Source organism: Psychrobacter sp. NC44 (assembly GCF_904846655.1).
Classification (GTDB): domain Bacteria; phylum Pseudomonadota; class Gammaproteobacteria; order Pseudomonadales; family Moraxellaceae; genus Psychrobacter.
The window spans coordinates 39,800-54,317 of sequence record NZ_CAJHBN010000003.1 but is presented as its reverse complement, the minus strand read 5'-3'; the positions used below and the strand labels follow the sequence as shown (position 1 = coordinate 54,317).

Sequence of the window (14,518 nt, the reverse complement as noted above, 5' to 3'; positions counted from 1 at the left end):
CAAGTTTTCAGTCATATAGATAGACTTATGTATGCCCTTAATATCCTTTATTTGCCATATATAACAAATTGTACGTAATAACTAAACATAATTATTGCAATCATAAAGTTAGGCAAGTATTATCAAACGTAACTTTCTGTAAGTAAGTATTGTGAAGATATTACCTAACCTTGCTAGATTGTCATTAATTAATATGTACAACCACGTGAAGCTTTAAGGGTAAATTATGATGCAGTTATATCGAGTGTTACCAATTGTATTGAGTGTTGGCCTGTTTGGCTGCGGTAACTCTTCCACTCAAGAAAATGCCAATTCGACTGGTACGCCAGTAACAGAAAACAAAGATAATTTTGTCAGTAATTTGCCTGATACGGCACCAACATTAAAGGTCGCTATGACGGGTGATTTACCACCTTTCTCGTTTCAAGATGACTATGGCAATATGCAGGGCACGGACGTTGATTCCATTAGAGCTATCGGCGAGGAGCAAGGCTTTAAGGTCGAGTTTTATAAAGAAACTTGGCAAGATATGTTCGATAGTGTGGAGTCAGGAAAACGTGATTTAGCTATTTCTGGTATCTCTTATAAAGATGATCGCGCAGTAAGATACGGTCTATCAACGCCTTACTTTTTTAACCCAGCTACCATCATGTACTTGGAAGGTAAGTTTGATATCAAAGGCTTAAACGATATAAAGGGTCTAAAAACTGGTACGTTGGCAGGTTCTAAAGAAGAAGATACTCTGAAACAGATGGGTAGCTCGGTTGAGTTGGTTTCAAGATCTACTGCATTTTTGGCTTATCAGGACTTAGTGCAAGGTAAGACTGATGTTTTCTTATACGACATGCCAGTGCTGCAGTACATCATAAAAGGTTATCCAGAACATAAAGTGAAGATTGTACCTTATGAAGCGGCAGACGCACCTTCAGCGCAACAAGTCGTATTAATGGCAAAAGAAAATACTCAGTTGATTAATACGGTTAATGAGGGTATTGCTAAACTGAAAGAAAAAGGGACATTTAAGGAAATTGAAGAGCGCTGGTTAGGTGAGGCTGTACCTGCATCTGCTGATAAGAGCAATTCTGATACTAATACTACGCAATTGAACTAAGGAATTCTGAAGATGGCAACCACTCCCAATGTTGACAATAAGCGCTATCAAGGTCTGATCATTTCAATTGCACTATTTTTATCGCTCATCGGTGCTTTGTTAGCCTTTACGTTCTATACCTCAAACTTATTAGAAAGAAATACCGCGTTAATTGACCAAACCAACCAAGTCGCTAATAGCGCGCAGGCGGTAATTAAAGATTTATTCGATTTAGATAATAGCTATGGAGAAGATACGAACTCTCCACATATTCAGCGCGTTTTGGAGCGTTTGGAGGAAAATACGGCGTTGATTACCAGCTCTATTGCTGCTATTGAGCAAGGTGCAACGATCACTGACGTTGATGGCAAAACTTATGATCTGCCAAAGATTGACAGCAACGCACAAGTAAACATTACCGCGGCTAATGAGCAGTGGAAAGCGTTAGAGCCTAAGATTCAAGCATATCTCAAAGATGCTGATAATATTATGGTTTCCTCTGAAGATGATCTGACCCAAGCCGTTGAACAAGCCAAGACGTCAAGTCTATTGATTAACGATTCGTTAGACAATTTGACCAAAGATGTTTTCAATAGTGCCGAACGCCAAGCGACGACCATTCGTCTTATTCAGGTACTTGGTGTTGCCGCCATCTTTACCTACTTTCTAATCTTTGTATTCTTCTTTGTACGTCGTTTACGTGAAACCGATGCTGAAGCGTTCGCTGCTCGTCGCGAGACGCAAGAGATTATGGAGACGGTAAATACGGGTCTATTCTTACTTGATAAAGACTTGAATATTGGTCAGCAGCATTCTCGCGCACTGAATGATATTATCGGTGAGGACAGATTGTCAGGAGAGAACTTTACCAACGTTTTACGTGGGCGTATTTCTGATAAAGATCTGAAAACCACACAGCAATTTATTGAGCAGCTTTACAATCCACGCGTTAAAGAAAAATTGGTAGATTCTCTCAATCCACTGCACAAAGTCATGCTACACAACAATGCTGGTGATAAAGCACAGAATAATCGCTTTTTAGACTTCAAGTTCTCACGTGTTTATGACAACAAAGACATTGCCCGTATTTTGGTCAACGTCAACGATGTATCAGATGCCGTATATTTAGAGCAGCGTCTAGAAAAAGAGCGCTCGCAAAATGATATGCAGATTGAGATGCTCACCACGATTCTAAATGTAAATCCAAAAATCATTAATGAGTTTATTGATAATACGCAGATGCACATTGAGAAGATGAACAATATCTTGAAAAATCCTGGTAGCTCTCAATACGAGCTTGAGGGCAAACTAAAAGCCATCTATCGCGAAATGCATAGCTTAAAAGGTGAGGCATCTGCGCTAAAACTGCACAGCTTTACTAAAATTGCCTCAGATGCAGAAGACAAACTGCACGCATTGCAAAACCAAGGTCAATTATCTGGTAACGATTTCTTGCCATTGGCCGTACATTTGGATGACTTATTAAGCCTATCAAATACCATCGCAACCTTGGGCGAGCGTATTAACCGTTCAGCACCAGCGACTGCACCAACTGCAAATGGGTTAGATGACAATAGTGCTCAAAACAGTATGTCAAAAACGGTAGTGACTGACAGTCAGACATCAAATCCTTCAATCAGTAGCATGGATACTGATATTGGTCAGGATATTGACCTAGATAATGAAGCAACTGATGACCATCTGTCTTTTTATAAAGCATTTGCAAAAGATATTGCCGCAAGACAAGGTAAGCAAGTAGAGCTAAAGAGTAATACGCTGATGCAAGCGGACATACCAGCGCATCTGGTAAAGCCGATTAAAGAGATTAGCATTCAGCTACTACGTAATGCCGTGGTGCATGGCATTGAAGCGCCAAGTGTTCGTCATTCGATTGGTAAGACTGCGGTTGGGACGATTGATTTAGAACTAAAAGACAACGGCTCAGATTTCATGCTGATGGTGCAAGATGATGGTCAAGGTATTGATTATGACAGCATTCGTGCCAAGTTAAGCAGTGATGGTCGTTTTAGTACAGAAGAAGCCAGTCAGCTCAGTCAAAGCGAGCTGCTCAAACAACTGTTTTCTTCGGGTTTCTCTACCAAAGAACACGCAGATGAAGATGGCGGACGCGGTGTCGGTCTCGATATCATTAAAGCAAAAGTAAAAGATTATGATGGCAAGCTTAACGTAAACAGCGAATTTGGTCAGATGACACGGTTTGTTATTACTTTACCAAAAGCTTAATTAGAAACAGCAGGTATATTGTCAAGGATGACAAGCACTTCATTAAAGGTAATAGATCAGTTATGCATAAGTTAATGATTGTTGATGATTCAAATATTATTAGAAATCGTATTCAACGCGCGTACGATTCAGGGCAGTTTATGCTGGTTGCGACGGCAACCAGTGGTGTTCAAGCCATTGAAAAGTTCAATGTCCATCGTCCTGATGTAATCACTATGGACTTGACCATGCCACAAATGGACGGGCTTGAATGCATTGAGAAAATCATTGCGATTGACCCTGAAGTACGAATTTTAGTGGTGTCAGCACTGTCTGATAAAGCCACTGGCATTGAAGCATTGTCGTTGGGTGCCAGCGGATTTTTGTGCAAGCCTTTTTCAGAAGAAGAGCTTGTAGAGTCTTTGTATGAGCTAATGCAAGACTAAACCATTCAACGACTTAAGTAGATGTCATTATGAAAGAACAAAAGCTACAGATTTTTTTAAGTATTATTAGTAATTATTTTAATCAGTTTGGGGGCGAGGAGCTTGTCGCTGACACCCCATATCTGTTAGAGAACAAACAGCCAAAAGTCCATGATTATACGGGTGTGATCGGTATATCGGGTGGACAAAAAGGCGTGGTGTATTTTTCGGCAACCCGTCAGTTATTGTCCGCTATACTGGATAGCATGGGTGAAACGGATAAAAGCGATGAGAATTATATCGATTTGGCTGGTGAAGTGGCCAATACCATCGCTGGTAATGCGCGTAAAGAGTTTGGCTCAGAGTTCCATATTTCTGTGCCGTTTGTATTTAAAGGCTCTCCACAAAGTATTGTGTTGCCGAATGATGAGCGTTCTTTTATCATTCCCATCACTTGGAACTCGCAGATAGGCGAGATTGTGGTCTGTTTGCAGGATTAACGTTGCTGCCACCGCGTCATAAAGATGGATATTAATATATTATGGTTAAAGTAGAAAAATTGGGTGTGTTTCTGAGCTCAATCAATGCATTTTTTGCACAAATTGATGGCTCGGAAGTGTCCATTGATACCCCTTATTTAAATCATAACAAGAGTGCTGTTGGTTATGATTATAGCGGCGTTATCGAGATATCAGGGCCTCTTGAAGGCTGTGTGTATGTGAGTGCGCCAAGCGTGATGTTACGAGAGGTCATAAAAGTGATGGGCGAGCCTGACTCATCGATCACGATGATGAAAGATCTGCTCGGTGAGATGGCCAACACTATCTCTGGTAATGCTCGTACTGAGTTTGGCTCAGAGTTTATTATCTCGCCGCCGCATATTGTTGAGAGCGCACCAAGCGTGTCTTATTTGCCAAAAGATCGCCAAAGTTACGTCACGCCATTTACCTGGCGTGGGTATAAAGCGGTCATTGGTATCTGTATCGCTTAATCTACAGCTGCTCATTTATTCAATATAAAAAACGACGTTAATGCGTCGTTTTTTTATGCGTTATCATCTACTTAAACAGCATAATAGCGCTAGCAGTCGCTAAGCATTATGTGATAAAATACAGCCCAGCTATTTTTATCACATCGTATTTTTACGTTCAAACGATAGCTCAATTTTTTAAACCAACCCATCAACCAATGACACACACATCATGGCAAAAAATTGCTGGGTGTTTGGCGACTTGATTAATTTGCAAAAAAGTTAGTGCTGCCACAATGAGCATTAACCGTTAGCAGATGCGTGTCGCTAGATAGGCAGTTTTTGTGATGTGGAGGCATAACCCAACCAATAGGAATTTCACATGTCTACAAAGAATCCAACCAAAATCGAAATGCGCGACTTACTACAAGCCGGCGCTCACTTTGGTCACCAAACACGTTTTTGGAATCCAAAAATGGGACCATACATCTTTGGTGCCCGTAACAAGATTCACATCATTAACTTAGAGCACACAGTAAAAGCGTTTAACGAAGCATTGACTTACGTTAACGGCTTAGCTGCCAAGAAAAACAAAGTATTGTTCGTAGGTACTAAACGCGCAGCAAGCGGTATCATCGCTGAGCAAGCAGCACGCGCTGGCATGCCATACGTTGACCATCGCTGGTTAGGTGGAATGCTTACCAACTGGAAAACACTTCGCCAGTCAATCAACCGTCTAAAAGAGCTAGAAAAGCAAGCAGAAGACGGTACTTTCGCCAAGCTTACTAAGCGTGAAGCGTTAGAGCGTACTCGCGATATGGAAAAACTTGAGCGTTCACTAGGCGGTATTAAAGATATGGGCGGCCTACCTGACGCAATCTTCGTTGTAGACGTAGATCATGAAGCGATTGCTATCAAAGAAGCTAAAAATCTAGGTATCCCAGTTATCGGTATCGTTGATACTAACTCTAGCCCAGATAACGTTGATTACATCATCCCAGCAAACGATGATGCTATCCGTGCTGTGACCTTGTATGTGACTTCTATGGCTGATGCGATTATCGCTGGTAAAGAATACGCACAGACTCAAGCGGGCGGCAAAGCTGAGCAAGAAGCACCTGCTACTGAAGAAGCACCAGTTGAAGCCAAAGCAGAAGAAGCGGCGACTCCAGCAGAATAAATCGCTGACCGCTAAGGTTTAACTTTGTAACGGTGTCTTGATAGTTATCTTGTCAGCATTCATATAAAGTTATTAACAGCGTATAAGCTCACACGTATAAGCTTACAATAGGCATGATGTAGTTTTACTCGTCATGCCTTATTGTTGATGGAACACTCGTTAATAAGCGAGTATTATCGCTTATAGCTAGACTCGTGATGCACAATATCTGTCATTACAATGTTGTCTGTTATCACGATCAACCATGAGTGCTTTCATTACTATAAAAGCGATATAGTACCAATAGATAGTAAAGATATATCTCATAGAAATTAAGCACTCCCATACATAATAAAAGGTAACTCTTATGTCAGAAGTAAAAGTATCTGCCAAAATGGTAAAAGAATTGCGTGACCGTACTGGTCTTGGCATGATGGAATGTAAAAAAGCGTTAGAAGAGTCAAACGGCGATGTAGAAACTGCCATTGATAACCTACGTAAATCTGGTCAAGCCAAAGCCGCTAAAAAAGCGGGTAACATTGCAGCTGATGGCGCTATCATCATCGCTCAAGGCGATAACAAAGCATTCTTGTTAGAAGTAAACTGCCAAACTGACTTCGTTGCAAAAGACGAAAACTTTACGGCATTTGCAGAAGCAGTAGCGAACATTGCATTAGAAAACAATGTGACTGACGTAGCTGCTATCGCTGAATTGCCATATGGCAATGGTCAGACTATTGAAGAAGCTCGTGTATCTTTGGTACAAAAAATCGGCGAAAACATCCAAGTACGCCGCGTTGAAGTATTAGAAGGTAGCAACCTTGCTTCATACCGTCATGGTCTACGTATTGGTGTTGTGGTATCTTTTGAAGGCGGCAACGCCGATACTGGCAAAAACCTTGCCATGCATATCGCTGCGTTTAACCCAGTTGCGGTTGATGACGAAAGTGTAGATGCTGATTTATTAGCACGCGAAAAAGACATCATCGAAGCAAAAGCTCGTGAGTCTGGCAAGCCTGATAACATCGTTGAAAAAATGATCGAAGGTGGCCTACGTAAGTACCTAGAAGAAGTGACTTTATTGCGTCAGCCATACGTTATGGACAACGAGAAGAAAGTTGGTGATGTACTAAAAGCTGAAGGCGTAAAAGTACTTGCTTTCAAACGTCTAGAAGTTGGTGAAGGCATCGAGAAAAAGCAAGAAGACTTTGCTGCTGAAGTTGCTGCAACACAAGCACTGGCTAACAAGTAATTTTTAAATTTTGCTAAGAAGAAAGGTGAGTGCTAAGCTTTTTGGTCTGGTACTCACCGATCAGCTTTATTATTAATCTTGTATCGAACTCAAAAAATATGACAAGATAGATTATGAATTAATAGATAAAGCCTCTTAGCACAAAAAAGCCCGTTAATATAATTAACGGGCTTTTTTACGTTTGGATTCAACGGTTCATGTAGTCTTCATTTTAGCGTAGCGCATCATATGCTGAGTTGGCATAGCTGGCACTATTGCTATTACTGCTGGTACCATAGCTGACGTTTTGTAAGCCACTACTGAGACTAGGATTGGCGATTTGATTGCTAGCGTTCATGGTACTGCCTGATAGCCCTGAGTCGTTTTTATACAAGCTATGGTAACGGCTCATGACATTTTTGACATAGTTACGGGTTTCCTTAAAAGGCGGGATGCCGTTATATTTATCAACGTTACCTTCACCCGCATTGTAGCCCGCAACCGCAAATTCTACGTTGTTATTAAAACGCTTCATCAGCCATGCAATATATTTAGCAGAGCCTTCGATATTATCTGCAGGGTTCCAAGGATTGCTGACTTTAAAGCGTCGCGCAGTCGCTGGCATTAGCTGCATGAGACCTTGCGCACCGACAGGTGAGCGTGCATTCGGGTTAAAGGCGGATTCGCTATGCATCATTGCTTTTATAAGCCCAGGATCTACTCCATGACGCTGAGCTGAGGCGCGAATATAACTGTCGTATGAGTTGCGGCTTCCGCTACTGCTGGCAGAGCTACTACCGTAATTACTGCTGCTATTGTCACTACTACCGTCATACATTTTAGAATCTTTGTAGTAAGTGACTTTTACCTTTTTGGTGAATTTGTCAAAATTACCACTTGGATTGACGTTAGTGAGTAAGACTTGTCCGCCTTTGTCTTTGTAAATATACATATTACCTGCTTGAGCAGCAACAGATAGGCTGGATAAGGCGACAGCGGTCAATAAAACAGGAGACAAGCAGCGAGTCACTAAGGTTGTAACATTTATCATAGGGTTATCACTTTTCATCGAGTAATAGCAAATTGCTTTGCCTATAGGCGCGTCGTTCTGCGCATTTAAGCGGTTATCGTGCTGGTAGGATTTTATCGCTGTAAACGATATAGCACCCTAGCAAAAACCACGTCTAACTAGAAACCACTCGCATTGGATACAAAAAATAATAGTTGCTTACTATAACATATAATAACTTTTCGACGCATACGATTATCAGTACAAAGTATAAAAGTCATTTTTAATTTGTAAAAAAATCAACACACTACCGTTTTTGAGTACGTTGATTGAGTATCGGCTTTATTGTTTTTAGGCGTATGTGGTACGTGAATATTCTTGCTGTGGCAATGAACGAATCGTGAGAAATAAAAGCTGTTTGGAGCACTGGAAAGTGATTTGAACAGGGTTATATAGAAAGTGCGCTGATAAAAATAGGCACCCAAACGGCGGTGACCAGCCCGTTTACTGCCAGTCCAAATGCCGCATAACGCCCAGCAGTGTGGCTAATTTGCCATGCTTCGACGGTACCAAAAGCATGTGCTGCCAATCCAAGTGCTAAGCCCTTGGCACGGTCATCATCTATACCGCGAAATAAAAAGCGCGCCAAAGTACCACCGATAAGCCCTGAGACAATAATAATTAAGTTCGCCATGGCTAGTGGTGCTTTAATTAGATCTGCGACACTCAGACCGATGGGTGTGGTCACTGAACGCGTTGCGAAAGCGAGTATGGTGTCGTGACTTAATGAAAATAAATAAGCCAATGACATCGGTAGCAATGCACCAACCACACTTGCAAGGATAACTATGAGAGTAAGCTTTTTGACTGGCAGACCTTTAAAGTTCATTGCTGCTAATGGTACTGCCAACAGTACGGTGACATATCCCAATAAGTGATCAAATACAGGCTTGGCAACATCGTAATAATCGTTGTAATCCCATTGTAGGATAAACAAAAATAAGAGAACAAGCGCCAACGCCGTAATCACCATCGGCAGCCATGAGAGCTTACGTGCCAATACACGAGCAGTCACATGAGCGATTAGCGTTAATAATATCGCCGCAAAGGTTGCCACAAACACGTTATCAAAAGTCATTGCATTTCCTTGTTCATGCAGCTCATAGCTGTCCTTTGTGCTCTTCAACGGTGGTGCTATCGATGCTAACATCGTGATTGAGCGAACGGTTGGCAAGTATGGCAAGTCCCCAAAGCGGTATGAGTGTGCTAATCATCATCGTCAGCATAACGCCCCAAAGCTCATCACCTAAAGCGAATAGCAGTAAACCTGCACCTGCAGACACGGGCAAAAAAGCAAAACCGCTATCCACCAATAAAGTGTTACTGGCTTGGGTGAGCCAACTGGGCAGCCCTTTAAGTAATCGCCATGCCATCAAAATAAAGAACATGGCGACCAATCCAACGATGTTGGCAGCCTTTTCTATTCCTGCCAATTGACAGATGATAACGGCTGATTCACGAACCACGATGACCATCGTGAGTGTCAGGACTAAGGCAAGCCATAGCGGCAAATGGGCGGAGTGAGTAGATTTCATAAGAAATACTGGCCGATTTAGAAAGAGATAGGATAGTAGCAACAAAATATGTAACAGCACTCTAATGAGTGTGTTCTATCTATCAATGATATGAATATTGGTTGAACCTATAGTCGATGATTATATAGAGAGTAGGCAAACTAATAAAGCTTATAGCATATCGTCAGTGCGATTATAAATAGCAACAGCGTTAAGCTCGCTTACTATAATGAATGTATCATTTGCGCCAGGCTACCTTGTGCTCACTTTGAACGACATAGGCTATGGTAGCGCGTTTTGGTGATCGGAAAGCCCCAAATTTAATGCTATGTGCCAAAAAAAAGGATGATATCAATGGATATCATCCTTTTGTCTTTTATAAAGCTATTTTACAGATTCAGTCATTTATATCTTTGAGTCAGGAGTTTCCACTTCTACTGCTAATTCCTCTGACTTAGCGGCTTCAGAATTCAGCGCATCAAACTCATCAAACGCTTTTTCTTCTGCCTCGGTCATCGTCGGCTCTTCAACCTCGTCAGGCTTTTCGAAGTCTTCAAGTACTGGCATCAATAATGTGGCTTGTGCTAATGGCAGTACATCTAAAGGCTCTAAATTGGCCTGACCCAGTAGTTGTCTTAGCGTATCGCTTGGCAAGCGAATCGTTAAACATTCATGCCCGCTGTCATCGTAGCTCTCTTCCTGAATAACACCCAGCTCATATAAGGCGTTTTTTAACTGACCTGCATGATAAGGTAAGGTCAACTCAAAGGTGGTGAGTGTACCAGTCAGTAACTGCTGGACGGCTAACGACAACGCTTCCATACCTAGATTTTCTCTAGAAGAAACATAGACGCGATTGGGTTGTCCTTCGCTAGCATAACCAATATGTGCAGGCTCATCTGTCAAATCAATTTTGTTGTAGACATTGAGCACTGGTACATCATTATCAATCTCCGCTAATACGTCTTTGACCGCCTGAATTTGCTCATGCATATCTTCACTAGAAGAATCGATGACGTGTAGCAATAAATCTGCTTCCAAGGTTTCTTCTAATGTCGCATGAAAGGATTCGACCAACTCATGCGGCAGATGACGGACAAAACCTACCGTATCGACTAAAACAACACGACCAACACCCTGCCAGTCTAAACGGCGTAAAGTGGGATCTAGCGTGGCAAATAATTTATCCGCTGCATAGATATTTTCGTCGACCAAGCGGTTAAATAGCGTAGATTTTCCCGCATTGGTATAACCGACAAGCGAAATCGTCGGCACATCTGATTTTTGGCGGCGGGCTCGACCTTGCGCACGTGTCTGTCTGACTTTCTCGATTCTGCTTTTAAGCTGATTCACGCGCACTTGTAGCAAGCGACGATCGGTCTCAAGCTGGGTTTCGCCGGGTCCACGTAGACCAATACCGCCTTTTTGACGCTCCAAATGCGTCCAACCTCGTACCAAACGCGTCGATAAATGGTTGAGCTGCGCCAGCTCTACTTGTAGCTTACCTTCATAAGTACGGGCACGCTGCGCGAAAATATCCAATATCAAACCCGTACGATCCAGTACGCGACATTTGACCAAAGCTTCAATATTACGCTCTTGTGATGGCGATAAGCTATGGTTAAATAAGACGATATCCGCATCATGTTCGCGTACCAATTCTGCTATTTCTTCTGCTTTACCGCTACCAACGAAGTATCTGGCGTCGGGTCTTTGGCGTGAGCCTGTGACTAAAGCCAAACGATCAGCCCCTGCTGAGTCTGCTAACAGCTCAAATTCACCTAGATCATCAGGATCTTGAATTTGACGGATGTCTAAATGTACTATAATGGCGCGCTCGCCACCTTCGTGTCTTTCAAAATAATCCAAAGAGTATCACCTATTTAATAAAGTAAATATATCGCTATTATCCATTCAGTAAACGTCGATATAGCGTTCATATGACCATATATATGTGGTCTCATCAGTTAATATTAAAGCGTTCTAGCACAATTAACGATGGTTTTATGTTACAGCGTAAATGAAAGCCATAGGCAAATCAGTGAACGCAGCAGAACTGGTTGAATAAAAAGCAACTCATTGAACAAAAAGGAGCTCAGTGAATAAAAAGCAACTCAGTGAACAAATCGTCACTGACTGAATAAATTTTGTTATACTCATGGCGCTTGTTTACGATATATAATCATAAGTTTTTAACCACGAGGGACACAGATGAGCCAATCTAAGTCAGGCTTCTCACTCAGACAACAATTAGGGCGCGGCAAACAAATTGCTGGCATGACCACCACTATCGCTGGTGGATTGCGCGCCGCCCAACGTATTGGCGCATTTAAGCAGCCACCACGCGAAAAATTGCCACGCTATATTCAAGCCTTTTGCCGCAAAATGGCAGGCTCTTTTGGCGTCAAGGTTGTGGCAGTCGAGCGGGTAGAGCAGCATCACGGATTATGGGTATCCAATCATGTGTCATGGATGGATATCCCTGTGGTGGGGACGCTGAGTCCTGCTTTTTTCTTATCCAAAGCTGAAATCGGTGAATGGCCTGTATTTGGTAAGCTGGCTCATGCAGCAGGCACGGTATTTATCGAGCGTGGTTCCGGTGATGCAGGGTCGGTCGCCGCCCAAATTGCCAGTTTTTTGACCAAAGGTTTCTCGGTCATATTCTTCCCTGAGGCGACCACCACCGATGGCAAAAAAATCAAGCGTATTCATGGCACGTTGCTACAAGCTGCCATAGATGCTGACGTACCCGTACGCCCACTGGTAATTGCTTACGTCAATAAAGACGGCACGTTAAGTGAAGAGTTGCCTTACTATGGCAAGCTTACGATGAAAGAGAGCATAAAAAAGGTGCTCGATACGAAAGATGTGACCGCCTATGTATTGCCACTTGAGCCAATAGATCCTAAAGGGTTGAGCAAAAGTGAATTGACGGATTTGTTACAAGCCCGTATGCAAGAAGGTTTGGCGGAACTGCATTCGCGAGTCTTAACGAAAGTCGCTAAAGTTTAAGCGGTGACAGCTTAATAGTTTCGAATATTTAACACGCTCTAATAAAAAAGGCGCAAATCGCTCAGTTTATAACTGCGATTTGCGCCTTTTTTGTTTACTAAATACTCAAACATTAATTTATAAATGCTTTACCTATATCAAACTAAGGTGATGGATTGGGATGCTGGGTATGCACCGCTTCAATCGCTTCCAATACTTCTGAGCTTAAGGTTAAGTGTATACTATCGATGTTGGATTTTAGCTGCTCGATCGTAGTAGCGCCAATAATATTACTGGTGACAAATGAGCGTGAGTTAACGAAAGCTAGTGCCATCTGTGCCATATCTAAACCTGCATCTTCTGCTATTTTGGCGTATTGAGTAGTGGCTGATAGCGCTTCTTCGTTGGTATAGCGCGCAAAGCGATCATACATCGTCAGACGCGCACCCGCTGGACGTTTGCCATCGAGATATTTACCAGATAATACACCAAAGCCAAGTGGTGAATAAGCCAGTAGACCCACATTCTCACGGTGCGTAATCTCGGCCATAGCGACTTCATATAAGCGATTTAGCAAACTATAAGGATTTTGCACCGTGATAGGGGCGATCAAACCATTTTTATCGGCCTCCCATAGGTAGCGCATCAGTCCCCAAGCGGTGTCGTTCGATAGTCCATAAGCGCGAATACGCCCTTTTTTAATCTCATCATTTAACGCTTGAATGGTCTCTAGAAATGGTGTCAAATCATCTAATGGTTGCGCTGCCATCTCTTCGGTATAGCCAAGCTGACTAAAAAAATTCGCTTGGCGTTCAGGCCAATGGAGCTGGTAAATATCAATATAATCGGTCTGCAAACGCTGAAGATTGCCATCGATGGCGCTGCTAATATGTTCGGCATTAAAACGCGTTTGCCCATCACGCAAAAAATCCATCGGCGATATTTTGCTAGCAAGGATAACTTTATCGCGCTGTTTGGTTTTATTAAACCATGTACCCATAAAGCGTTCAGTATCGCCTTGCTTGTCCTTATCCGGCGGCGATGGATACATCTCCGCCGTATCCCAAAAATTCACCCCTTCGCTTAGCGCCATGTCCATTTGTTCATGTGCTTGGGTCTCGGTATTTTGCTGTCCCCATGTCATCGTGCCTAAACAAATCTTAGAAACTTTTTCATTGAGTTGTGGCAACATTTGATATTGCATATGAATGTCCTTTGTAAATGTATTTTTATAGCTGACAGTTTTTTAAGCGATTACATGAGCTTTATACCAGTGACACCAGGCGGGGTAACCTTAAAGATTTTTACTTTAAATAACAGGGATTGTCCGGCAAGGGGATGGTTAAAATCCACTTCGACTTGCTCGTCATCGAGTGCACTAATCGTACCCGGCAGCGTGTTTTTGCCTTTGTCTTCGAACTCTACCATCATGCCGATTTCTGGATTATCAGCGATTAACGCAAACTGAGTACGGCTGAAATGTTGGATGTTGTCAGGATTCCAATCGCCAAATGCCTGCTCCGGCTCAAGGTGGGCAGAGCGCGTATCACCAGCACGCAGGTTCATTAATACCTGCTCAAAGCCAGGTAACAAACTTTCATCACCAATGGTGAGCGTCACAGGCGCATCACGGCTAAAGGTAGAATCAATCATCGTACCGTTCTCTAGTGATACTTCAAAGTGCAGCTTTACAAGGCTGCCAAAAGTGATACGGGTGTCTTCATTGGGATTGATAAATTGTGAGTCGGTCATAGTCAACAGCCATTTATTACGGGATTAGGAGTTGGTTTGGCAAATAATATAAGAAATGATAAGCCATCTTGGAGAGTATGTAAGCGTAAATAGT

14 protein-coding genes are annotated in these 14,518 nt (G+C 42.4%); 8 read left to right on the top strand and 6 right to left on the bottom strand.

Features of this window, described 5'->3' with window-relative positions:
* Positions 1 to 226 precede the first annotated feature (226 nt).
* The 7 genes from JMX95_RS02895 to tsf all read left to right on the top strand — a co-directional run bounded on the left by JMX95_RS02895 (position 227) and on the right by tsf (position 7,119).
* Complete coding sequence (locus JMX95_RS02895; RefSeq protein WP_045443631.1) at positions 227 to 1,111, top strand: transporter substrate-binding domain-containing protein; 885 nt, start codon at positions 227 to 229, stop codon at positions 1,109 to 1,111.
* A 12-nt stretch (positions 1,112 to 1,123) separates the two neighbouring features.
* Positions 1,124 to 3,334, top strand: a complete 2,211-nt coding sequence (locus JMX95_RS02890) for an ATP-binding protein (RefSeq protein ID WP_201552887.1) — start codon at positions 1,124 to 1,126, stop codon at positions 3,332 to 3,334.
* A 62-nt stretch (positions 3,335 to 3,396) separates the two neighbouring features.
* Positions 3,397 to 3,759, top strand: coding sequence for a response regulator (locus JMX95_RS02885; protein WP_045443633.1), 363 nt, complete (start codon positions 3,397 to 3,399; stop codon positions 3,757 to 3,759).
* Between the two features lie 29 nt (positions 3,760 to 3,788).
* On the top strand, positions 3,789 to 4,238 hold the full coding sequence (locus tag JMX95_RS02880; RefSeq protein WP_045443636.1) for a chemotaxis protein CheX: 450 nt from the start codon (positions 3,789 to 3,791) through the stop codon (positions 4,236 to 4,238).
* A gap of 41 nt (positions 4,239 to 4,279) precedes the next feature.
* Positions 4,280 to 4,729 carry a chemotaxis protein CheX gene (locus JMX95_RS02875; RefSeq protein WP_045443639.1) on the top strand — a complete coding sequence of 150 codons (450 nt, stop codon included), beginning with the start codon at positions 4,280 to 4,282 and terminating at the stop codon, positions 4,727 to 4,729.
* A 361-nt stretch (positions 4,730 to 5,090) separates the two neighbouring features.
* Positions 5,091 to 5,888: a 30S ribosomal protein S2 gene (gene rpsB, locus JMX95_RS02870; RefSeq protein WP_045443642.1), complete on the top strand. Its 798-nt coding sequence runs from the start codon at positions 5,091 to 5,093 to the stop codon at positions 5,886 to 5,888.
* A 346-nt stretch (positions 5,889 to 6,234) separates the two neighbouring features.
* Positions 6,235 to 7,119 (top strand): translation elongation factor Ts, encoded by an 885-nt coding sequence (tsf, locus tag JMX95_RS02865; protein WP_109591012.1) that lies wholly within the window; start codon positions 6,235 to 6,237, stop codon positions 7,117 to 7,119.
* 211 nt (positions 7,120 to 7,330) lie between these two features.
* Here tsf and JMX95_RS02860 read toward each other — a convergent pair whose 3' ends face one another.
* The 4 genes from JMX95_RS02860 to hflX all read right to left on the bottom strand — a co-directional run bounded on the left by JMX95_RS02860 (position 7,331) and on the right by hflX (position 11,550).
* Complete coding sequence (locus tag JMX95_RS02860) at positions 7,331 to 8,149, bottom strand: lytic transglycosylase domain-containing protein (protein WP_198329664.1); 819 nt, start codon at positions 8,147 to 8,149, stop codon at positions 7,331 to 7,333.
* 406 nt (positions 8,150 to 8,555) lie between these two features.
* Positions 8,556 to 9,245 carry an LrgB family protein gene (locus tag JMX95_RS02855; protein ID WP_055125716.1) on the bottom strand — a complete coding sequence of 230 codons (690 nt, stop codon included), beginning with the start codon at positions 9,243 to 9,245 and terminating at the stop codon, positions 8,556 to 8,558.
* 22 nt (positions 9,246 to 9,267) lie between these two features.
* Positions 9,268 to 9,702, bottom strand: coding sequence for a CidA/LrgA family protein (locus JMX95_RS02850; protein ID WP_201552889.1), 435 nt, complete (start codon positions 9,700 to 9,702; stop codon positions 9,268 to 9,270).
* 384 nt (positions 9,703 to 10,086) lie between these two features.
* Entirely contained in the window at positions 10,087 to 11,550 is a 1,464-nt protein-coding gene (hflX, locus tag JMX95_RS02845) for a ribosome rescue GTPase HflX (protein WP_201552893.1), read from the bottom strand.
* Between the two features lie 342 nt (positions 11,551 to 11,892).
* Here hflX and JMX95_RS02840 point away from each other — a divergent pair, with 342 nt between their 5' ends.
* On the top strand, positions 11,893 to 12,693 hold the full coding sequence (locus JMX95_RS02840) for a lysophospholipid acyltransferase family protein (protein ID WP_109591016.1): 801 nt from the start codon (positions 11,893 to 11,895) through the stop codon (positions 12,691 to 12,693).
* A gap of 142 nt (positions 12,694 to 12,835) precedes the next feature.
* Here JMX95_RS02840 and JMX95_RS02835 read toward each other — a convergent pair whose 3' ends face one another.
* Together JMX95_RS02835 and JMX95_RS02830 are read right to left on the bottom strand one after the other, a co-directional pair.
* On the bottom strand, positions 12,836 to 13,876 hold the full coding sequence (locus JMX95_RS02835; RefSeq protein WP_201552895.1) for an aldo/keto reductase: 1,041 nt from the start codon (positions 13,874 to 13,876) through the stop codon (positions 12,836 to 12,838).
* A gap of 50 nt (positions 13,877 to 13,926) precedes the next feature.
* Positions 13,927 to 14,424: an FKBP-type peptidyl-prolyl cis-trans isomerase gene (locus JMX95_RS02830; protein WP_045453721.1), complete on the bottom strand. Its 498-nt coding sequence runs from the start codon at positions 14,422 to 14,424 to the stop codon at positions 13,927 to 13,929.
* Positions 14,425 to 14,518 lie beyond the last annotated feature (94 nt).

Coding starts and splice junctions, on each gene's coding strand:
- JMX95_RS02885 (WP_045443633.1), top strand. CDS start 3,397: ATGCATAAGTTAATGATTGTTGATGATTCAAATATTATTAGAAATCGT.
- JMX95_RS02895 (WP_045443631.1), top strand. CDS start 227: ATGATGCAGTTATATCGAGTGTTACCAATTGTATTGAGTGTTGGCCTG.
- JMX95_RS02855 (WP_055125716.1), bottom strand. CDS start 9,245: ATGACTTTTGATAACGTGTTTGTGGCAACCTTTGCGGCGATATTATTA.
- JMX95_RS02840 (WP_109591016.1), top strand. CDS start 11,893: ATGAGCCAATCTAAGTCAGGCTTCTCACTCAGACAACAATTAGGGCGC.
- JMX95_RS02835 (WP_201552895.1), bottom strand. CDS start 13,876: ATGCAATATCAAATGTTGCCACAACTCAATGAAAAAGTTTCTAAGATT.
- JMX95_RS02850 (WP_201552889.1), bottom strand. CDS start 9,702: ATGAAATCTACTCACTCCGCCCATTTGCCGCTATGGCTTGCCTTAGTC.
- JMX95_RS02880 (WP_045443636.1), top strand. CDS start 3,789: ATGAAAGAACAAAAGCTACAGATTTTTTTAAGTATTATTAGTAATTAT.
- JMX95_RS02860 (WP_198329664.1), bottom strand. CDS start 8,149: ATGATAAATGTTACAACCTTAGTGACTCGCTGCTTGTCTCCTGTTTTA.
- JMX95_RS02875 (WP_045443639.1), top strand. CDS start 4,280: ATGGTTAAAGTAGAAAAATTGGGTGTGTTTCTGAGCTCAATCAATGCA.
- rpsB (WP_045443642.1), top strand. CDS start 5,091: ATGTCTACAAAGAATCCAACCAAAATCGAAATGCGCGACTTACTACAA.
- JMX95_RS02830 (WP_045453721.1), bottom strand. CDS start 14,424: ATGACCGACTCACAATTTATCAATCCCAATGAAGACACCCGTATCACT.
- JMX95_RS02890 (WP_201552887.1), top strand. CDS start 1,124: ATGGCAACCACTCCCAATGTTGACAATAAGCGCTATCAAGGTCTGATC.
- tsf (WP_109591012.1), top strand. CDS start 6,235: ATGTCAGAAGTAAAAGTATCTGCCAAAATGGTAAAAGAATTGCGTGAC.